Here is a 20,579-nt window from a genome sequence, read left to right as displayed (position 1 = left end):
TATTTAATAGATAGTAGAAAAAACACTATCTCCCATCATAACTTATTATTCGATGTGTTGTTAGTTTTAAGTTGCGTTGGTTCATCATACTGCTTTTCTTTCTTCCTGTTATCTAATGCTGAAATTGCATCTTTTGCCTTCTCTGTACTTCCAAACATCATGATCAGTACACCAAACATTATCATAAAAAAGATTAGACCTCTGAACACTACTGCAAGTATCACCGCAGCTATACACAACCCTATGATTGTTGAAGGACTCATATTTTCTACAGTATCTTTAATTGAAAATGAAGAAATAAAATCTCTTACCGTTTCTTGTATACCCTTTAATTCATCACTCACCGAAGCTTCGCTAGAATATGATGCAAAAATGAAACTTAATAAGGCTATAAAAACCAAAACTTTATTCAATTGAATGCGCATCAACTAAATACCCTTTAAATATTCCTCAAATATAACAACTTTTATATCAACAAGCAAGAACTGAATTCACTTATTCACTATAAGTAACACATATTTAATTTTTATAGACGTGAACATGCTGTAAGCTCTTTATCATCAACAAGAGGTTCCACATTAATGGATGTTAATTTACTTGATAGGAAGTTTGAATGCAATTCAGCTACTGCTGCTATAGCAAACACTGCAGCCATAGCAAGTAGTCCTGCTCCTACCAGTCCTGATGTCATTGCTCCTGCAACAATGCACCCTATTGTAGAGAGAGCACAACCTGCTACAAGTGCAACGTGAAGATTTCTGTTATTGGGTTGTTTCTCAGGTGGCGTACCTTTACTATTGTTTTTGTTTGCAGAAGGTTTTTGCACAATGGGAGCGGTGTTCTTTTTTTCTTCAGGTTGCAATGGCTGACTACCTGTCATCTGAGTAGCCTGACCATCTGGATCCATATTTTTTTCTCTCTGAATCTCAGTGTCAGCTACTTGGATGACACCTGGGCTGACTCCATTTTTAACTTGATCTTCAATCTTTTTATTATATTTAGAAGGAGATCTTCGTCCACTTGGCCCTTTGGACCTTGTTTTAGTTAGGTGTGCTAATTTTGTCTCTCCTTCATCCTCTGGTTGTAAGCCATTATCTCCTTCAACAGAGCTCAATGTTGAGTTTAAACTTTCCTCAGATGAAGTGCTTGTTACTAAAGTTAAACTGCTCCTTCTGCTACTTACTGGTGATTCTAAATTTTCTTCACTCGGTTTACGTGAACTTACTCCACTATCTGAATCACTACTGAGCTTAGGAGTATTTGTATTATCTTGTCTATCTATTTGACTATTTCTACGACCGTTTTGATTTTGAATAGTGCTACCGGAATCATTTTCATTGATGATCTTGCTAAGATCGTCTGAAATTTTCAGTTTCATAATTATTGCTTTTAAGTTTGGCTCGTTTAATTTTGTTTCTAACTCTGAAAGGAAGCGTTGAAAACGCTCATATTCTTCTTCGCCGGCCTGTTTAATAGCATCTGAAATTATTTCTGCTATTTTCTTTTTCTCTTCTGTTTCTAGGTTTTTTGATTGCATTATTTCTCCTAGCAACGCTGGAAGGAAGTTCTCGATATAATACTTATAATGTTTTCGATATTCCTCTTGTTTTTCCGGTGATTTTTCTAATTCAATTCGTTCTCTCAGCGATTTTTCTAATTTAGTTAATACCTTAGGATCATCCCCTTGCTTGAACAACTCTATGCATTTTTTGATAGTTCCACCTCCATTTTTTTTTGGGCTTTTATGATTATGTGTTTTTTTTGTTACCTTGTTGTATATAATTTCATGCAATGATTGGTTAATATCTCCTTCCTTACTCTTAGGTTTTTTAAAGGGACTGTGCATAACATTCCTCCATACATAATAAAATGTATAGATACCTTTTTAGCGTTAATTTTACATTAAAACTGGGCAATTATGCCATATTATAAATAATTGCGGCAACTTGCTTATTGGAAGGTCGCTTAACTATTTGCTTTCTGGGCTTTCTACTTCTACAGATTTGCTATTAATATGATTCTTTGCTTGTTGAACTAACATATCCACTACTTCTTTTACAGGCTTTTCCCTATCAACCATGCCAACACTTTGGCCGGCCATTAGAGATCCCGTTTCAACATCTCCATCAATTACTGCTCTCCTTAAAGCTCCAGCCCAGAACTTTTCTATTTCAAGCTGCCCATCTTCTTTTGAGATCTGTCCCTTTTGGTATTCATCAATAACTTTTTTTTGATGCTTCATAAAATCATCACTTGCTTTGTTGGCTATAGCTCTTACTGGAATTACAGGAAAATCAGCACTTATTTGCACAGAAGACACTGCATTACGCGCAGCTGATTTAATAAACACTTTCTTAAAATTTTTGTGGGCAATTGACTCATTAGTGCAGACAAATAATGTACCTATTTGACAGCCACTTGCCCCCATTTCTAAGTAATTAACTATCATTTCACCTCTTCCTATTCCACCTGCAACAAACACTGGTGTTTGTTCATTTTTAAAATGAGGCAATATCTCTTGTGCGAGAACAGAAGTGCTAACTGGCCCTATGTGCCCGCCTGCTTCCATTCCCTCTATTATTAACGCATCTACTCCCATTTTTACTAACCTTTTCGCAAGGCTTAATGCTGGTGCAAAGCACATAACTTTAATGCCTGCACTCTTAATTTTTTCTATATTAGGCTTCGTTGGTAATCCGCCGGCAAGCACTATATGGCTTACTTTCGTTTCAATACACACATCTATCAACTCACTCAACTTTGGGTGCATAGTAATTAGATTTACACCAAATGGCTTGTTAGTTAATTTCTGTGTCTCTATGATTTCTTTTTCCAGTAAATCTGGGAACATTGCGCCACATGCAATTACACCGAAACCACCAGCATTTGAGATTGCCGAAACCAAATTTCTCTCTGAAACCCAGCTCATAGCACCACCCATTATCGCAAACTCACTACCAAGAAAATCTGTTCCTTTTTTCCAGAGGCTACTTAACATATAACCTATATCATACGTTTAAAAATATTTTGTTTATCTATAAATGTGTGTTTCAAAGCGCCAAGTATATGCAAGATTATAAAGAGTACCATAAAATATGCAAACATCGAATGTAGCTGATTAGCCGTGTTAGCTAGATCTTTGTTTTGATTAATCAACAAAGGGATATGAAAAAAATACTTGATCTTTTTGCCAGAAGCAGAAGACATAACATAGCCAGATAGTGGCATTAGCACCATTAAAGAATATAAACCAAAGTGTACCGTTTTGCTCGCATTGATTACAAACCGAGAAAAATTTGCTGGAAGTCGTGGAACATAAGTAAAGACGCGAAAAAATATGCGTACTATGATTAATCCAAGAATAGTGATACCGCAAGCCTTATGAATAGCGTATATGTTGAACTTAATTTCATTGCTAAGTGGCAAGCTCTTCATATAAAGTCCAGAACAAAGCATACCGATAATAAAAGCAGCCATCAACCAGTGGATAACTCTTAAACCCAGGCTATATTTATTGTCTTCCATTTTGATTACTCTAAAGTAGCATTTATATAATAGAAAAACTATTTTTCAATCAAAATTATTAAAGCAATTTAGATTTACCGACAATGTAAATTCAAGAGCAATCCTGCCATCTAGGTAGCTGGTAGAAACGAAAAACTTCCTTGACAAACTCCGCCAGCGCCCTTATCATGATACTGAAGGTATTCAGTTATCTTCATCTGTGCAGATTAAACAGCAAGAAAACAACGTAGTTGGCGTCTTATTTTTAATTTTTTGCACTATGTGCACCTTATGTCTTCACAGTATTGCTAGCTATATAAGCTGAAACGCGCTGTTTAAGACAGTATAGTACGCCAATTTGCAGGATTAGGAAGTGAACACTAATTACCACTCGATTTCTTTGTCTTTTTTTTCTGCCTGGTAAATTTCTTAATGTTTACAATTTAGGTTAACTGCACTTAAAAGCAGCTAAATTGCAGTGTTTAAGACTTAAAGAACGCCGATACTGAAAATAAACAATGATCGGGGCTTCTTTTGCCTTTTTTTTCATTTGGTAAATTTCTTAATATTTATGGCTAAAGATTGCATGAATGTTGCAATTACAAAAGCGATCTCTACTAGGGAGGCCAGTGCTCCTTTTTTTTTCATCCCAGTGCGTGACACTGGGAATTTTATCAAGTATAAAAGTTATGTTAAAATGCGCCATTTTATGGAAACTAGATCCCAGACTGGGATGACAAGAAAGGGGGCTACTTGGATGACAAGAAAGGAGCACTGGGATGACAAGAAGAGGGCTACTTGGATGACACCGAAAAAGTCTATTGGCTACCTGTAAATTATGCATAGATAGTTTGTATTACAACTGAGACTCAGAAATACTATCTTCAGTAGAATCAGGATCTTCAATTTTTGCTACTGACACCACCTTTTCTTTACTCTCTGTTTTAAACAGAGTGACTCCCTGAGTGCTGCGTCCTGCAATTCTGATATCATTTACTGAAATGCGAATTAACTTTCCTTTATCTGTAATAAGCATTATATTATCACCCTGCTCAACTGGAAAACTAGCAACAACATTACCGTTTCTGCTAGTAGTAAGAATATTGGTGATACCAACACCACCCCTGTTAGTTATTCTATACTCATACGCAGAAGTTCTTTTACCAAAGCCATTTTCGGTAATAGTTAATATAAACTCCTCATTCACTGCAAGTTTTAAGAACAATTCGTTATCTATTCCTAAATCATTCAAAGTCTTTTCCAATTTAGAATCAATGGAGTTATTAATTGCAGTCCCCAGTCTTTTTGCAAGTGGAACTTTTAAGTAAAGTTCTTTTGTTTCTGTTGCTACACCTATCCCATTTAATATGGTCATGGATATCACGCTATCATTCCTTACAAGTTTGATACCTCTTACGCCATCTGAATTGCGACTCTTAAATTGACGCACATCACTTACAACAAATCTGATACTTTTGCCGAATCTTGTTGAAAGAAAAACATGATCAATTTCATTGCATACTTTAACTGATATTAACTTATCTCCTTCATCGAGCTTGATTGCTATTTTTCCATTGCTTGGAATATAGTGAAAATCCGCTAAAGAGTTGCGCCTTATGTTCCCATGAGCAGTAGCAAAAACTATGTTTTGATTTTCGTCATTTTCACTTGGTAATGGCATTATATTAGTTATAGTTTCACCATCGCTAAGCGGGAATATATTAACAAGTGCTCTTCCACGTGCAGTTGGCTCTGCAAGAGGTAATTTATAAACTTTTAATCTATAAACTCGGCCAATATTAGAAAAGAATAAAAGGCTAGTGTGGGTATTTCCAACAAATAATTTTGTAATTACGTCCTCTTCCTTTAACCCCTGTCCTAACTTTCCTTTTCCACCACGATGCTGAGTTCTATAGTGAGAGAGCTTCACGCGCTTAATATAACCATTCATAGTTACAGTTATCACCATGTCCTCTTGTGGAATTAGATCTTCAGCTTCAATGTCCGTATCTAATTCCTCTATTAAAGTTTTTCGCGGCACAGCAAATCTGTTCTTTATTTCTTGTAGATTGTTTTTTATTTCTTTCATCAACTTCTCTCCTGAGCCAAGAAAAGCGATATATTCTTTTATCAGGTTGATCATTGAACTTAGCTCAGCTTCTAATTTGTCTTTTTCAAGGCCTGTTAAACGTTGCAATTTCATGTCAAGAATAGCCTTAATTTGTAGCTCAGTTAATCTATACACTCCATCTTTCAAAAAGCTCGCGCTATCTGAAATCAACTCAATAATAGTGTTGATTTCATTCGAAGTTTTCCATTCTTTATTTAAAAGTTCTCTACTTGCTTCCGCAGGATCTTTTGCACCACGGATGATTTTTATCACTTCATCTATGCTGAGGACCGCAATGTAGAGCCCTATATATATATGAGCTTTTTCCCTCGTTTTTCTTAGACGAAATTCTGTTCTCCTGATTAATACTTCTTTTCTAAAATCAATAAAGGCCTCTATGATTTCCTTTAATGACATCAAAGCAGGCCTGTTGTTGTTGAGGACTAAAGTGTTAACACTAAAACTACTTCTTAGTGGAGTTAGTCCTAATATTTGATTAAGTATAAAACTTGCTTCAGCATTTCTTCTGAGGTCAATTACTACTCTAATACCAGACTTATCAGACTCATCCCTAATTTCTGTTATGCCATCAATTCTTTTTTCTTTTACAAGCTCACCTATCTTCTCAATTAATTTTACTTTATTTACCTGGTAAGGTATTTCATCAATAACTATTGCTTGCCTATCTTGTGGCAAGTCTTCTATGTGAGTCTTGCCTTGCATAACAATTGATCCACGACCAGTTGCAAATGCTGATCTTATTCCAGACCTTCCAAGAATCGTTCCCCCAGTTGGGAAATCCGGCCCTGGCATCACTTCAAGTAACTCATCCAAAGTAACTTCAGGATTATCTATATATAACATACAAGCATCTATTATTTCCCCAAGGTTGTGAGAAGGAATATTGGTTGCCATACCAACTGCAACACCGCTTGCACCATTTACCAATAGATTCGGAAACTCTGCAGGCAGCACAACAGGCTCTGTTTCATTTCCATCGTAGTTTGGCCTAAAATCAACTGTATCTTCATCAATATCATTCAGTAAAAAGTGCGACACTTTTTGAAGTCTTGCTTCTGTGTATCGCATTGAAGCTGGTGGATCTCCATCTATCGAACCAAAGTTACCTTGCCCATCAACAAGTGGTAAAAGAAGAGAGAAATCTTGAGCCATCCTAACCAAGGAATCGTAAATAGCTGCATCACCATGTGGGTGATATTTCCCCATTACGTCCCCAACTATACGAGCAGCCTTTTTATATGGCTTACCGGCATCGAACCCAGCTCTTGACATTGCATATAATATGCGCCTATGAACAGGTTTAAATCCATCCCGCACGTCAGGTATAGCCCGACTTATGATAACGCTCATTGCGTAGGAGAGATAAGAATCTTCCAGCTCTTTTACTATTGAGATTGGTACTATATTATCTTGCATTTTCTATATTTTGATTGAAGTAATTAATAATATTAACATTCAGTTAAGCAAATGGGCAATGACAGACTTGAACTGCCGACCTCCTCGGTGTAAACGAGATGCTCTACCAGCTGAGCTAATTGCCCCTTTAGATGTAATTCTATAGCTCAATATTATTATTGTAAACAAAAATAGCGATAAATTAGATTTAGGTAAGCTATAAGCTTTTATGAAATCTTTGGGTGCGTGCTGTGGAGTTTTATAAATTTTAGTCTTGCTGTCACTTTGTATAAAGGTATTTTTTCACTCACATCTTTCGAAGTTGTAGCCATGTTCAACAACTTTAAGTAGAATATTGTAGCATTTTTAAAATCTGAAAGTTTATCTAGAATAACAGCTAAATTATAGGTATAAAAAATATTGTTTTCATCAAGGGAAATAGCAGTTGTCATATACTCTTTACCTTTTACATAATCCTCCTTTTTCATATAAATCAGACCTAAATTTGCTAATAAAGGAGCATAATTTTTATGTATATCATACAATTTCAACATTTCACTCAACGCCAGATCAGGATCATATTGTGAGATTATCGTCAGAAAATTTTTTAATATGTAAGGGTTACTAGGGTATTCTTTTAACAGTCTTGTGTAAATCTCTACAGCTTTTTTGTATTCTTTATTAGCGTAATAAATATTCCCCAGTCCAATCAAAGCATTTTTATGATAAGGAAACTTTGCGATAATCTGATTAAGGAGAGAAATAGCTGTTTCATTATCTCCTGACTCAAAGGAATCTTTTGCTTTTTTTAAAGTAGAGTATATGTCAAAACTCTTGCCAGAATTCTGCGCAATTTTGATATTAAATTTGTCACTTTTTCTCTCAATAACATCAAGATCTTTATACTTTTTATCAGCTTTTATATGCTTGACAACACTATCAAAGGCCTTCTGTATCTCCAAATTTTCACTAGCATAGGTAACAGAAGACCTCCATAAAATCACAACGCAAATTAACATGCAGACAAACATAGATCCTAGTGTTGTGGCATTGGCTGCAGCGTGTAACCAGTAAACCTTATTTCTTTGAGCTATGCGTAACACATTACAAATTCATAAATGCTAAATTACCTATCTCATACAATAATAAAGATATTATTAATTAGCGATGCTGCGTAGAATGCACTTATCTTTTGTCTTCCATATTTCGCTCTATTAGACTTCTTGCATAACCCAAACTTAAGTAGAAAAAAGGCAAATAGTTCTAAGTTTACCGACACCGTCATTCGAGTAGCTCCTCCCTGCCATCTAAGTAGCCTTCTTCTCCTGTCATCCAAGTACTCGGATCGGTAGGCTCAAATCACAATGCCCGTACAGATGCGACCCTAGAGACCTCAGTTATGGATTAGAAAATAGATAAAAGTATAACTAAGAAGAGGGAAACAGGGTAAACTCGAGTATTTTAGTAATAATAAGAGGTTACCCATGAAGAAAGATATTACAGAACTGTACTGTTGCGTCGAGGATTTTTGTCGTGCGGTAGATGATAATTTTGCAAATAGGTTCTTATCAAACGGCAAAAAACCAACCAGAGTACCAGAAATAGCGCACTCAGAAATTCTAACCATAATCCTATTATACCATAAATCACCATGTAAAAACTTCAAGGCTTTTTATCTTTGTTATCTTCAGTTATTCTATAGATCAGAGTTTTCAAAGCTGCCTTCATATCACAGATTTATTGCCTTAAAGCCGCGAGTTTTGTGGTATTTAGCATTACTTTTGCAATGGTTTTGTGAACAAGCAAAAATGACCGGGATTTCCTACATAGATTCTACTTCAATAGCAGTATGCCATCGAAAAAGAATCTCAAGAAATAAGGTTTTCAAAGGATTAGCAGAGTTAGGAAAGAATACTTACGGCTGGTTTTTTGGTTTTAAATTACATGTAGTAATCAATGAAATAGGTGAAATTCAAGGTGTTACGCTAACCAGAGGTAACGTCGATGACAGAAAACCTGTACCAACTCTAACCAAAAAACTAACTGGACTTTTGTTTGGAGATAAGGGCTATATAAAGAAAGAGCTCTTTGAGAAACTATTCGATAGAGGTCTAAAACTCGTCACTAAAGTGAAAAAAGGTATGAAAAATGCACTGATTTCGCTGAAAGAGAAGATTTTACTAGGGAAAAGATCGATTGTTGAAACGGTTTTTGGCTGCCTAAAAAACAAATTTGAACTTGAGCACACTCGGCATAGATCCACAGTAAATTTCTTGGTACATATTTTTTCTACCCTCATTTCTTATTCAATGCAATCGAAAAAGCCCTGTATTTCTCAGCTTTACTTCGTTGGTTAATCCATAACTGGGGTCTAGAGATACTGTTTCTCACCCACTGGAGATATTGCACGGTACTATCCACTTGGTCGTCGTGGTGCGTTTCAGGGAACATTAAAATCTCATACTCAAAATCGTTCAGCCATACTGCTTGATGTGGCAGAAAAACCTTGCCAGACTCTATCATCGGAGCAATCCGGTGGAATCGAGTGAGCTTACCATCATGTGGCACTATTTCGATAATGGGTAAATCACTGTTTGCCTTCAGCTCTTGTGCTAATTGCTGACCACTTGTTTTGGCTTCGATCAAAATCGCGTGTGGTGACCATCTTGCAGCTAGTGATAAAACTTGTTCTTTAAGCTTTGGATACTCAAGCTTTGCGCGATATACATCAAGTAAATAGAATTTATTATCTATTTTTGCCCAGGTGGTGCAGACACTAAAGTTGCTCATGTTGCTTGTTGAAACTGCAGTGTCCCAGCTCTGAGTGACATATGAGAGATTATCAGGAAAATTTCTATAGCGCTTCAGCCACTCTCGTTTAATTATACCACTTGAAAGTGGCAGAGGGTTCTGTTGATATTGTGCAGCAAAAGCGTAACTCCCAAGTTCGACTTTTATCATCTTAACTTCTTTTTTTCCTCCATAGAGGGGATATAATAGCTGGCCTTCTTCTCTTGAGTATAACATCTTTGCAGGTCTAGCACGCGATGCTGTTTTATTACTGGTTGTAGTTACTTGGATGACAGAAACAGGATGCGCTGGCTTTTTGATTGAATAGATAATCTTCTTATTTTCAGAAATCATCGGTAAGCAAATATGATGCCATATATTTTTTGGCTTGGAGAGAAGGTGTCCGGTTAAGTCCTCCTGGTGTAGCCTGTGCATCACAAGAACAATGACTCCTTTTTTTCTGTCGTTGAGCCTCGTTACTAGAGTCTGATCAAACCAGTTTGTGGCACGCTTTCTAAGAACCTGTTCATAATCTCAAAAAAGTGATAAACTATGAGATGATGTATATGAATAAGGATATATGAGAAATTTATACCCAAGTGACATAAGTCGAGAACAATTTGAAAAAATCAGATCAATTCTGGAGAGTAGTAGGAAGAAAACAAAACCAAGAAAACTTGATTTGTATGATGTATTTTGTGCAGTGCTGTACGTCCTAAAAAGTGCCTGTCAGTGGAGAATGCTGCCAAAAGATTTTCCAAAATGGCGAAGTTGTTACGAATATTTTAAAAAATGGAGTGAAAAACCAAGCGAAGATACAGAAAGTACTTTGGAGCGTGTATTAAAAAAAATTAGTTGGAGAGACACGTATCAGCAATGGTCGGAAAGAAAGAACTAGTTTTTGTATAATTGATGCTCAGAGCGTAAAAAATGCAGATACTGCTGAAAATAAGGGCTACGATGCAGGTAAAAAAATTTCAGGAATAAAGCGCCATATTGCAGTAGATACACAAGGTTTACCACACGCGATTTATGTAACAACGGCAGAAGCAACCGACCGCAGCAGTGCCATGAAAATGGTCGAAAATGCTAAAGAAAAACTCTCTGAAGTTAAAAATATACTTGTTGATGCAGGCTACACTGGAGAAAATTTTGCAACACAAATAAAAGCAACTATTGGTTCGACGGTCGAAGTAATAAAGCGAAGTGAATTACACACCTTTGTTGTACTGCCAAAGAGATGGGTTGTTGAGCGCTCTTTTGCTTGGTTGGAAAAATGTAGGCGTTTGTGGAAAAATTGCGAGCGGAAACTCAACACTAGCTTACAAATGGTCGTTCTTGCTTTCACTTCTTTACTCCTTAAAAGATTATGAACAGGTTCTAAGCGTTTCACTCAAAGCTTGAGCAGAACTGAGCGGATCATCCACAATGATAAAATCACCGCCTTCACCGGTTAGTGTTCCTCCAACTGATGTTGCGATTCTGTATCCTCTCTGCACTGTTTGAAATTTGTATTTGGTATTCTGATCTTTGGATAGTTCTACCTCTGGAAATAGCTCTCTATACCAACTAGACTGCATTATACACCTTGTATCGAGCGAGTGTTTTTCGCTAAGCAGCCGGGAGTAACTTGCAACTATTATTCTTGCAGTGGGCTGATTTCCCAGTATCCATGCGGGCCACGCAACGCTTATGCACAGGGACTTCATTGAACGCGGAGGCATATTGAATATTATTCGCCTCATTTTGCCAACATTTGCCGCTTCAAGTCTGTCTGCTATGACTTTTATATACTGATAATCATTATACTCACACCCCGGCACTACCGTTTGAAAGCATAACTCAATGAATTTTAGAAAGTTCATGATATAATGTTGAAAGATGTCATCCAAGTAGCCCTCTTCTTGTCATCCCAGTCTGGGATCCAGAAGACTTAATTTCAACCAAGTGGCTGCATAATAAAGGCTGGATTCCAGTGCCAAGCACTGGAATGACAGCAATCTACGTCATACCGTCGCGGTATCTCTAGATCCCGCTGCGGGATGACGGTTGTCAGGGCCAGCGCCCCTATGATGTCATCCCAGTCTGGGATCCAGTTTTTAATTTAACGTAATCAAGAACGTTGTAACCACTTTCTATGTTAGTTTACAAGCAAACTTTCCTGGATCCCAGACTGGGATGACACCCTAGTAGAAATCGTTTTTGTAATTGCAACATTCGTGCAATCTTTAGCCATAAATATTTAAGCAAATAAAAAAAAGGCAAAAGAAGCCCTGGTCATTGTCTATTTTCTGTATTGGCGTTTTTTTAAGTCTTAAACGCTGCAATTTAGCTGCTTTTAAATGCAACTAACCTTAGCTATAAATGTTTAAGAAATTTACTAGGCAGAAAAAAAGGCAAAGAACCCCCAGGGTAGCCAGTATTCAAATTCTCCCTTGTTCTATTTGACGTCTTTTGATGTCTTGAACGCTTTATAAGCGCGTTTCTGCTTGTATAGGTAGAAACCTAAAAGTTTTATAAAGACATGAGGTGCACATAGTGCAAAAAATTAAGCATGATTTACGCCAAATACAAAGTTCCCTTTGTCGTTTTAATCTGCAGACTGCGAAGATAAATAAATAGCTTCAGTTTCATGATAGTGGGGCTGGCGAGGCTTGTCAAGCAAGTTTTTCGTTTCTATTGAATGACAGTTGTGGCTTGGGCAAGAAATCTATTTCCACAAAAATGCTTCAATTTATCTTAACATTTTGTCAACTACCTTTGTAGATTTAAAAGGGCATTTTTACATATTCCATATGGCTGCCAGTTGCACCCCTCACATGCGTAATCAAATTTCTTTAAAGACATTTTCTCTCTAATCTTTTCTACCGCTTCACTCCAGGTCAAAGTCTCGCCAATTTTTATTCCTAAAATTTCCATATGCCTTCTATCTAGCTCTAAAACTTTAGCTTGTGTGGTGCATTTACCTTGTTTAGTCTGGTTTGGGCAAGCACTACAAATACTATCAAGATTACCAACTACTTCGATTTGAGTACTAATTACTTTGCTTGCTATCTTTTTATAATTTTCTACAAAACCCTGAGAATACCCATATCCCCGAAACGCGAGGGTGCACATGAAATGATGAGGGCGGAATTTTATCATTTTTTCAAATATTGCAAAGCTGCTACAAGTAGAAAAATTTTTACCAAACCAAGAAGGATAAATGGTAAAACACCCACCATTATTGCTTGTCCCATACCCACGTGAACAGCAAGCCAACTGGCACCACATATAAAAATCATAGCTGTGCCAACTATACAACTAAAAGAATTGCGTGCGAGTAATTCACATTTAAGACTTAAGAGTTCATTGACTTCGTCCATCACTATGACAGCAGCTAAAAAGCCAATTAAATATCCACCTGTTGGTCCGAGAAAAATGTGATAACCACCAGAAAAATTCGCAAAAACAGGAAATCCTATTGCACCAAGTGATAGATATGTAAGCACAGAATAGAATGCTGTTCTGCGGTTAAATTTAAGCCCAATAAGCATTACTCCTAAAGTTTGCAATGTGATAGGCACAGGCTGCAATGGTATGCTTATTTGAGCCATTAAGAATAAAAGTAAAACGCAAGACAATATTTCAGCCAGTGTTGATCTACTGCTAGATTGTGTTATAAACATACCTTCCCAATAAAAATAACTTATTAAATGTAATATATGTGTATAAGAGGTTTTGCAATTTAAATTTTACTTATATTGTGCTACAATAAATTATTTATGCACTATTAAATTAAAAATGATGAGTAAACAAGATCTATTATCGTTGATGAAAGCAAGACACAGCGGACGTTCATACGATCCTACAAGAGCAATATCTCAGGAAGACATGGATATTTTAATGGAAGCTATAAGGCTGACTCCCTCATGTTTTGGTGATGAACCCTGGAGATACGTAATATGCAACAAACAGAACAATCAAAGCGCATGGGGAAAATTGCTCAATTGCCTTGATGAATCTAATCAAAAATGGGCAAAAGATGCACAAATACTAATTATATCTCTAAGCGCTAAGAATTTCCGTAAATCTGACAAAGGTGAAAATTTTTGGGCTAATCACGATACTGGTGCAGCAAATTATGCACTTATGCTACAGGCTGCAGCTATGAACTTAATGGCTCATCAAATGGGTGGATTTGATAGAGATAAAATAGTAGAAAGATTCAATATATCCGATGATTTTAATGTAATGTCAGTGATAGCGGTTGGTTACGAAGAAGAGGGCGCTGAAACAAGTAAGAAAAAAAGAAGACCAATAGAAGAAATATTTTTTTATGATGAGTGGCCAAGGTCCTAAAAATTTTATCAAGATGCACGGTACTGGCAATAATTTTGTTATCATAGACTCACGTTCAACAAACAATTTAGACTGGAACTATAGACAAATTGCTGATCAAAGCAGTTGTGATCAAGTGATAATTATAACAATGTCTAATGCTGCAGACTGCTTTATGCATATCTATAATGCTGATGGTAGCAAAGCTGAAATGTGCGGAAACGCAGCACGCTGTGTTGGATATTTGATAATGTCAGAAAAAGGTGCTGAATACTCCACTATTGAGCTAACAAACAAGCGCATTTTAGAGTGTTTTAAAGTTGGTGATAAATCCATAAAGGTTAACATGGGTAAACCTTTGCTAAAATGGCATGAAATTCCCTTGTCTACTGAGTGTGACACTCTTCACTTACCTGTAGAGCTTGAAATGCTAAAAGATCCTGTTGCAGTAAATATTGGTAACCCTCATATAGTTTTTTTTGTTGATAACATAAGTGAAATACCATTGCGAAATTTAGGACCAAAGCTGGAAAATCACGAATTATTTCCTCAGAAAATTAATATTAGTATTGCACAAGTTGAAAAGTCTGGAGAAATAGCTTTAAGGGTTTGGGAAAGAGGTACAGGCATTACTGCATCATGCGGTAGTGCAGCCTGTGCGGCACTTGTTGCATCCACACTACGTGGATATCTGACTGCCCAACAGACTTCAGTAGATTTACCAGGAGGTAAGTTATTAATCGAATGGGCAAATAACGTATTCATGACCGGTGATATAGGATTTTTGTGATAATTGTTTTCACAATGCAAAACTACTTGACAAACTCCGCCAGCCCCCTTATCATGAAACTGAAGCTATTTATTTATCTTCGCAATCTGCAGATTAAAACGACAAAGGGAACTTTGTATTTGGCGTAAATCATGCTTAATTTTTTGCACTATGTGCACCTCATGTCTTTATAAAACTTCTGGGTTTCTACCTATACAAGCCGAAACGCGCTTATAAAGCGTTTAAGACATCAAAAGACGTCAAATAGAACAAGGGAGAATTTGAATACTAGCTACCCTAGGGTTTCTTTGCCTTTTTTTCCGCTCAGTAAATTTCTTAACGTTTATAATTTAGGTTAATCGCATTTAAAAGCGGCTGAATCGTAGCGTTTAGAATAAAAAACGCCAATATTTTGAAGTATAGTACTTTTCATAATAGTCCAAATAAGGTAAAATAAGGATTTGTAGTAGTGAAGGTAGGTATGCCAGCAGCATATAGTTATGACTTAAGGAAAAAAGCAATGGAAGCTCTAGACGAGGGAGAAAGCAGAGAAACAGTGGCAGCAAGATTTAAAATTGGACGAACTACTTTGTGGGAGTGGCAGCAAAGAAGAAAAGAAACAGGTGACTTTCAATCAAAAAAACTTGGAAATGGAGGTTACAATCACAAAATTACCGACTGGGATGCCTTTGCTAAATTTGCCAGAGAAAACGGAGGAAAGACTCTATTGGAAATGGCTAAACTTTGGAGCAACGTTAGTATCCAAACTATCCACCGAGCCCTGAAAAAAATTGGATTTACACGCAAAAAAAGACCTATGGGTACAAGGAAAGAAGCGAAGAAAAACGTGCTAAATTCTTGAAAATTATAGCAACAAAAGAACCTAAAAACTTAGTGTATATAGATGAGTCTGGCATTGACAACACTGAAGACTACCCCTATGGATATTGTCAGAAGGGACAGCGGTTTTATGCCCTAAAATCTGGGAAGAAAACTCAACGAATCAGTATGATTGCAGCTTTAAGTGAAAGAAAAATAGTTGCTCCATTAACCTTTGAAGGCCACTGTAATATGGATATTTTTAATGGATGGTTTGAGCAATTTTTGATACCGACCTTGGAACCTGGACAAACTGTCATTCTTGACAATGCTACTTTTCATAAGTCTGATAAGATCATTAAGCTTGCTAAAGGGATTGGTGCAGAAATTTTGTATCTGCCACCGTATTCTCCAGATTTTAACAAAATTGAACATCATTGGTTTGCTATAAAAAACAGAGTCAGGAAAAACATTCCTCTATTCAAGTCTTTTCGTCATGCTGTTGATTCTGCCTTTCTATGATCTGTTCGGATTATTATGAGAAGTGCTATACATATAAATAACTAGTCACCAACGGGGCTTCTTTTGCCTTTTTTTTCGTTTGGTAAATTTCTTAATATTTATGACTAAAGTAATTTAGGCCTACCGACAACCGTCATCCCGCTACTTGTTAGCGTGATCTAGAGATACCGTGACGGTATGACGTAGGACTCCGCTGCTTGTTAGCGCCGCGGCGGCATAGCTATAGCTATCTTCAAAAATATGGTTGAATAATTGTGTGTATAATTATTAATATTTTTAAGCATTTTGGCTATGGCTTTATCTAAGTTTCTCGACCCTAAGCTGGATTTGACCTTCAAAAAAATATTTGGAACGGAAAAAAATAAGAATATTCTCATACATTTTTTGAACGATATTTTAGGGTTTACTGAGATAAATCCAATACAAGAAGTTGAGTTTCTTAGCACTATTATGGATCCCGAAGTTGCCTCTGATAAACAAAGTATTGTTGATGTTCTCTGTACTGATTCCACTGGAACTCAGCTAATAATTGAAATGGTGCGACCTGAAAGTCTTCGGTCATATTGTTTAAAAGGAGAGGAATTCATTCAGAAAGAAACTGAAAGGATTCTAAAACTTATTAAACCAGATGTTTTGCCATCTGAGTCTATGCATCAGTGCGAATCGGGCAACCAGTTGGTGCCGAGCGATGCGGACAATGAACCTCCTCTTGAAAAAGAAGATGCTCAATCGTGAGAGAAAGCATAAACTACAAGCATCATGTGGTTGGAGGGCTAGGCTTAGTGGTATGGTGAACGCAAGTGAAGTTTCATAAGTATCGTAATTACGAAAGAGCTAAAGATGCTGACAAGCTCTGACCAAAAGGTAATGTGACATTTTTCATTTCTGGATGTACGCAAATCACCGGTATAGAGAAGCCACCTAACCCACTGTTGTATGATAGAAGGAACAGGGTAAGCCTGTATTTCGCCTATATGGCAAGCAAACCGCAAGGAATGCTGATGAAGGTGCAGGTAAAGGATAATGGAGAAAGCGAATGCCAGTTTGTAATGAAATGGATAGACATTAATTCGCGTGAAAACGAGCAGACTTCCATTTGGTCCTTCGTGACAAGAAACTTTGTCAACCACTTAAGGTAGGAAAGCAGATGATTACAAGTAAAACTGTAAGTGCACTTACCAACAACTCCGAAGCATGGCATATGTGAAAGGTTCCACAGAACTATGCAAGATCAATATTATCTTTAGAAAGAAAATTTACACCTCTTTGGCAGAACTTCAGTTAGATGTAGACCATTGGGTGCATTCTTACAATAGATCTAGACCGCATTCAGGTAAATATTGCTATCCTATGCAAACCTTTTTTGATAGTATGCATATTGCTTATCAGAAAAATATTGATAGCATTAAACAGGATGCTGATTTTGGTTTTGACTTTGTCAATTCTTCTGTCAGTTAATTCACGCCTGTCAGATCAAGTCTAAACTATTACAGTTTATTTTTTATCCTTATCATCAAGTGTAAATAAGGTTATTGTAGAGATTAAGCCTATTATAACTATTATTAACGAAAATGGGGCAGCTTCTCTATAGCGCTCATCGCTTACAAGTTCATATATTCTAGTTGATATAGTTTCAAAATTAAATGGTCTTATAATGAGTGTTGCTGTGAGCTCCTTGATAGTATCCATAAATACGAGCAAAAATCCCGATAATATACTCTTCTTGATGAGAGGGATATGAACATTCAAACATGTGGAAATAGGCCCATGACCCATGGTATATGCAGTCCACTCAATTTCATTTGGTGTTTTTTTGAGCCCTGACTCTACCGCCTTGAAAGATATAGCAAAAAAACGAAATAAATATGAGTAAACTAAAGCGCCAATAGTCCCTACCAAGCTAATTTCCACAATATATTGAGTAATGAAAGAGGATATTCTGCTTAAAAATATTATTATGCTAATTGCGATAATTGCATTTGGAATTGCGTAGCCTAAAGAAATGAGACGTGCTACATTATTGATTACCTTATTTTTACGCGCCGTATATCCAATTATTATTGCAATGCTAATTGAGATTAGTGCAGTAATAACTGATAAACTAATGCTATTTGCTATTATATTATAGAACCTTGCTTCGTATATGAAAAACCCCTTCTCTATGCTCCAATATATGAGTGGAATCATTGGCAAAATAAAACCTATCAATATTGGTAATGCACACATAATATAAGTGCAAATTAACGGTATAGCACCACTTACACTCCGTTTGTTGTGATAATCTGAATTGGTATTGATTGAAGAGTAGGATATTCCTTTTTTTTGTAGTTTTTTTTCGATAGCTATTAGTGTTACAACAAAAATCAATTCTGCAACTGCCAAAACAGTAGTTGAATATTTGTCATGCAGTAAAAACCAGGTGCGATATATTCCTGTCGTAAAAGTATCGATAGCAAGAAACTGTGGTGTGCCAAAATCCGTAATTACCTCCATTAGTACCAAGGACAACCCAGCTATAATCGATGGGCGTATGGAAGGTATGATGACAGAAAACAGGCTCTTCAATGAGGAGAACCCAAGTGTTGATGCAATAGTGACTGAGTTACTAACATTCTTTAGACTTGAGCGGACTAACATATAAACGTATGGATATAGGCTAAATCCCATCACTAATATTCCACCACCTAGGGATTTTATTTCAGGAAACCAATAGTCACCTTTGCTCCACCCTAAAATGTCTCTTAATGAGCTCTGCACCGGACCTGAAAACTCTAGTGTATTTACATAGACGAACGCTACTATATATCCGGGAATCGATATCGGAAAGAACAAAGCAATCTCAAAAATTTTACTTCCAGGAAATGAAAAAAATGTGGTGAGCCAAGCTGGAATTACTCCAAATATGAAAGATATTCCCCCCACTCCTATCATCAAAATTAACGTACTCAGTATATATTCAGGGAAAAGTGTGCTGATTACCCATCCAGAATTTGCTGATTCTGTAAATAGAATCGATATTAACGATAGTATAGGACAGACGAATAATATACTTACTAAAAATAAGAATATATTTTTAAATACTCTCAAAAACATTAATTTGAATCTATATTTGATATTAAAATGTTATATGTAAAAACTGAAGATATCCAGTAATTAACAGCCGTACTATTGAATATCTTTGTAATTTTGTATATCATGTTTTTAGTTGATAAGTGAATAATCATGAGCTTCGTCATTGCAACTTTCTATCACTTTGTAGAACTCTCTAATTATTATGACATGAAAGACGAAATAAAAACTGCATGCGACAACGTTGAATTAAAGGGTACTATACTCCTTGCAGAAGAGGGTATTAATGCGACTATATCTGGTGAAAGAAACGCGATTGATAAAATATTCGATTTTCTACGTTCTGATTATAGGCTAAGGGACCTTACATGGAAAGAGAGTGCAGCAGAATATCAACCATTTAGCAAGATGAAGGTAAAATTAAAAAGAGAGATTGTGAATCTTGGTGTAGGCAATCTTGATATTTCCCTTAAGGGTAAATATGTTGATCCAGAGCATTGGGATGATTTTACTTCTCAACCTGACGTTTTAGTAATAGATACACGAAATGAGTATGAGGTTGAGTTAGGCAAGTTTAAAAATGCAATCAATCCACATACTCAGCGTTTTCGCGATTTCCCTGAGTGGGCAAAGTCTTTCTCTGAGAGTAAAGACCTGAAAGTAGCTATGTACTGTACTGGTGGGATTAGATGCGAAAAATCTACAGCGTACATGAAAAATCTTGGATTTAACAATGTGTACCACCTGAAAGGCGGCATTCTTTCTTACCTTGAAAAAACTTATAATAAAAATGGTAATTGGGAAGGTGAGTGTTTTGTTTTTGATGATAGAATTACTGTTGATAACTCACTTACTCCAAGCAACACAATAAAATGCATATTCTGCTCAAATCAAGTTTCAACTAATGAACTGAAGTCAGTTCCACGTGGCCAAGTGGTTTGTTCTGGTTGTAAACTTCAGTGTTATAGCTATAATAAGTAAGATCTCTCTACGTCATATTCCAACTATGTGTCAATCTCTCAAAATCTCTTGATAAAGGAGAGTAGACCGCATAAGTGTTGAAAGTGTCAGAAATGGTGTCATATAAGGTGATTAACGGCATCTCCTGATATTAGACAATTGAGCGTATAAAAGAATCATTAAGATCTAATGTAAACTGTAATAGTGCTATTTTAAATCCATGTAAGTTGTTTCTGATCTTATAAACAAGAAATAATAAAGCCGTAATAATTATCATGTAAATATACACCTTCATGCCAT

Annotated in this window: 16 protein-coding genes, 1 tRNA gene and 4 pseudogenes; 9 read left to right on the top strand and 12 right to left on the bottom strand. The window is 36.3% G+C overall.

Going from position 1 to position 20,579, the window contains the following annotated elements; translation table 11 throughout:
- Nucleotides 1-35 precede the first annotated feature (35 nt).
- The 4 genes from NBW39_RS01115 to NBW39_RS01100 form a co-directional block, all read right to left on the bottom strand.
- Nucleotides 36-425: a hypothetical protein gene (locus tag NBW39_RS01115; protein ID WP_250295724.1), complete on the bottom strand. Its 390-nt coding sequence runs from the start codon at nt 423-425 to the stop codon at nt 36-38.
- Nucleotides 426-526: 101 nt separating this feature from the next.
- On the bottom strand, nt 527-1,846 hold the full coding sequence (locus NBW39_RS01110; protein WP_250295365.1) for a hypothetical protein: 1,320 nt from the start codon (nt 1,844-1,846) through the stop codon (nt 527-529).
- Nucleotides 1,847-1,969: 123 nt separating this feature from the next.
- Nucleotides 1,970-2,998, bottom strand: coding sequence for an NAD(P)H-dependent flavin oxidoreductase (locus tag NBW39_RS01105; RefSeq protein ID WP_250295364.1), 1,029 nt, complete (start codon nt 2,996-2,998; stop codon nt 1,970-1,972).
- Between the two features lie 5 nt (nt 2,999-3,003).
- Nucleotides 3,004-3,525, bottom strand: coding sequence for a cytochrome b (locus NBW39_RS01100; RefSeq protein ID WP_250295363.1), 522 nt, complete (start codon nt 3,523-3,525; stop codon nt 3,004-3,006).
- Between the two features lie 550 nt (nt 3,526-4,075).
- Between NBW39_RS01100 and NBW39_RS01095 the strand changes: the two genes are divergently transcribed.
- The gene (locus NBW39_RS01095; RefSeq protein WP_250295362.1) at nt 4,076-4,339 is read left to right on the top strand and encodes a hypothetical protein; all 264 of its coding nucleotides are present in this window, start codon (nt 4,076-4,078) and stop codon (nt 4,337-4,339) included.
- A 21-nt stretch (nt 4,340-4,360) separates the two neighbouring features.
- Here NBW39_RS01095 and gyrA read toward each other — a convergent pair whose 3' ends face one another.
- From gyrA to NBW39_RS01080, 3 genes are all read right to left on the bottom strand, one after another.
- The gene (gyrA, locus tag NBW39_RS01090; RefSeq protein ID WP_250295361.1) at nt 4,361-7,051 is read right to left on the bottom strand and encodes a DNA gyrase subunit A; all 2,691 of its coding nucleotides are present in this window, start codon (nt 7,049-7,051) and stop codon (nt 4,361-4,363) included.
- 52 nt (nt 7,052-7,103) lie between these two features.
- Nucleotides 7,104-7,176: transfer RNA gene (locus tag NBW39_RS01085), tRNA-Val, on the bottom strand.
- A gap of 81 nt (nt 7,177-7,257) precedes the next feature.
- Entirely contained in the window at nt 7,258-8,133 is an 876-nt protein-coding gene (locus NBW39_RS01080; RefSeq protein WP_250295360.1) for a tetratricopeptide repeat protein, read from the bottom strand.
- A 381-nt stretch (nt 8,134-8,514) separates the two neighbouring features.
- Between NBW39_RS01080 and NBW39_RS01075 the strand changes: the two genes are divergently transcribed.
- The gene (locus tag NBW39_RS01075; RefSeq protein WP_250294632.1) at nt 8,515-9,387 is read left to right on the top strand and encodes an IS982 family transposase; all 873 of its coding nucleotides are present in this window, start codon (nt 8,515-8,517) and stop codon (nt 9,385-9,387) included.
- Here the strand turns inward: NBW39_RS01075 and terL are convergent.
- A pseudogene (gene terL, locus NBW39_RS01070) lies at nt 9,326-10,345 on the bottom strand (phage terminase large subunit); the annotation flags it as partial. The gene NBW39_RS01075 and the pseudogene terL sit on opposite strands and share 62 nt — an antisense overlap.
- A 55-nt stretch (nt 10,346-10,400) precedes the next feature.
- On the opposite strand from terL, the gene NBW39_RS01065 reads away from it, so the two are divergent.
- A protein-coding gene (locus NBW39_RS01065) for an IS5 family transposase (RefSeq protein ID WP_250294670.1) occupies nt 10,401-11,193 on the top strand; the annotation gives its coding sequence in 2 pieces (ribosomal slippage) (nt 10,401-10,664 and nt 10,666-11,193; 792 coding nt in all).
- A 6-nt stretch (nt 11,194-11,199) separates the two neighbouring features.
- Here the strand turns inward: NBW39_RS01065 and NBW39_RS01060 are convergent.
- The 3 genes and pseudogenes from NBW39_RS01060 to NBW39_RS01045 all read right to left on the bottom strand — a co-directional run.
- Nucleotides 11,200-11,685 (bottom strand): annotated as a pseudogene (locus tag NBW39_RS01060) (phage terminase large subunit); the annotation flags it as partial.
- An 889-nt stretch (nt 11,686-12,574) separates the two neighbouring features.
- Nucleotides 12,575-12,964, bottom strand: coding sequence for a DUF1284 domain-containing protein (locus tag NBW39_RS01050; RefSeq protein ID WP_370273678.1), 390 nt, complete (start codon nt 12,962-12,964; stop codon nt 12,575-12,577).
- Nucleotides 12,961-13,488 (bottom strand): biotin transporter BioY, encoded by a 528-nt coding sequence (locus NBW39_RS01045; protein ID WP_250295357.1) that lies wholly within the window; start codon nt 13,486-13,488, stop codon nt 12,961-12,963. The genes NBW39_RS01050 and NBW39_RS01045 overlap by 4 nt, the downstream gene beginning before the upstream one ends.
- Before the next feature lie 85 nt (nt 13,489-13,573).
- Here NBW39_RS01045 and NBW39_RS01040 point away from each other — a divergent pair, with 85 nt between their 5' ends.
- The 5 genes and pseudogenes from NBW39_RS01040 to NBW39_RS01020 all read left to right on the top strand — a co-directional run.
- Complete coding sequence (locus NBW39_RS01040; protein WP_250295722.1) at nt 13,574-14,161, top strand: nitroreductase family protein; 588 nt, start codon at nt 13,574-13,576, stop codon at nt 14,159-14,161.
- Nucleotides 14,142-14,930 carry a diaminopimelate epimerase gene (gene dapF / locus NBW39_RS01035; RefSeq protein ID WP_250295356.1) on the top strand — a complete coding sequence of 263 codons (789 nt, stop codon included), beginning with the start codon at nt 14,142-14,144 and terminating at the stop codon, nt 14,928-14,930. Before NBW39_RS01040 ends, dapF begins: the two co-directional genes overlap by 20 nt.
- A 460-nt stretch (nt 14,931-15,390) precedes the next feature.
- A protein-coding gene (locus tag NBW39_RS01030; protein ID WP_250294642.1) for an IS630 family transposase occupies nt 15,391-16,250 on the top strand; the annotation gives its coding sequence in 2 pieces (ribosomal slippage) (nt 15,391-15,715 and nt 15,715-16,250; 861 coding nt in all).
- Between the two features lie 291 nt (nt 16,251-16,541).
- Nucleotides 16,542-16,787: pseudogene (locus tag NBW39_RS08800) on the top strand (PD-(D/E)XK nuclease family transposase); the annotation flags it as partial.
- 656 nt (nt 16,788-17,443) lie between these two features.
- Nucleotides 17,444-17,708, top strand: a pseudogene (locus tag NBW39_RS01020) (integrase core domain-containing protein); the annotation flags it as partial.
- A gap of 36 nt (nt 17,709-17,744) precedes the next feature.
- On the opposite strand, the gene NBW39_RS01015 reads toward NBW39_RS01020, so the two are convergent.
- Entirely contained in the window at nt 17,745-19,343 is a 1,599-nt protein-coding gene (locus NBW39_RS01015) for an ABC transporter permease (RefSeq protein WP_250295355.1), read from the bottom strand.
- A gap of 129 nt (nt 19,344-19,472) precedes the next feature.
- Here NBW39_RS01015 and trhO point away from each other — a divergent pair, with 129 nt between their 5' ends.
- Nucleotides 19,473-20,300 carry an oxygen-dependent tRNA uridine(34) hydroxylase TrhO gene (gene trhO, locus NBW39_RS01010; protein WP_250295354.1) on the top strand — a complete coding sequence of 276 codons (828 nt, stop codon included), beginning with the start codon at nt 19,473-19,475 and terminating at the stop codon, nt 20,298-20,300.
- The last annotated feature ends 279 nt before the right edge of the window (nt 20,301-20,579 follow it).

It is taken from the genome of Wolbachia endosymbiont of Oedothorax gibbosus, assembly GCF_936270435.1.
Classification (GTDB): Bacteria; Pseudomonadota; Alphaproteobacteria; order Rickettsiales; family Anaplasmataceae; genus Wolbachia.
Note: the sequence above shows the minus strand (reverse complement) of the source record. Positions and strands in the feature narration are given on the sequence as shown.

Coding starts and splice junctions, on each gene's coding strand:
- NBW39_RS01115 (WP_250295724.1), bottom strand. CDS start 425: ATGCGCATTCAATTGAATAAAGTTTTGGTTTTTATAGCCTTATTAAGT.
- NBW39_RS01110 (WP_250295365.1), bottom strand. CDS start 1,846: ATGCACAGTCCCTTTAAAAAACCTAAGAGTAAGGAAGGAGATATTAAC.
- NBW39_RS01105 (WP_250295364.1), bottom strand. CDS start 2,998: ATGTTAAGTAGCCTCTGGAAAAAAGGAACAGATTTTCTTGGTAGTGAG.
- NBW39_RS01100 (WP_250295363.1), bottom strand. CDS start 3,525: ATGGAAGACAATAAATATAGCCTGGGTTTAAGAGTTATCCACTGGTTG.
- NBW39_RS01095 (WP_250295362.1), top strand. CDS start 4,076: ATGGCTAAAGATTGCATGAATGTTGCAATTACAAAAGCGATCTCTACT.
- gyrA (WP_250295361.1), bottom strand. CDS start 7,051: ATGCAAGATAATATAGTACCAATCTCAATAGTAAAAGAGCTGGAAGAT.
- NBW39_RS01075 (WP_250294632.1), top strand. CDS start 8,515: ATGAAGAAAGATATTACAGAACTGTACTGTTGCGTCGAGGATTTTTGT.
- NBW39_RS01050 (WP_370273678.1), bottom strand. CDS start 12,964: ATGATAAAATTCCGCCCTCATCATTTCATGTGCACCCTCGCGTTTCGG.
- NBW39_RS01045 (WP_250295357.1), bottom strand. CDS start 13,488: ATGTTTATAACACAATCTAGCAGTAGATCAACACTGGCTGAAATATTG.
- dapF (WP_250295356.1), top strand. CDS start 14,142: ATGAGTGGCCAAGGTCCTAAAAATTTTATCAAGATGCACGGTACTGGC.
- NBW39_RS01015 (WP_250295355.1), bottom strand. CDS start 19,343: ATGTTTTTGAGAGTATTTAAAAATATATTCTTATTTTTAGTAAGTATA.
- trhO (WP_250295354.1), top strand. CDS start 19,473: ATGAGCTTCGTCATTGCAACTTTCTATCACTTTGTAGAACTCTCTAAT.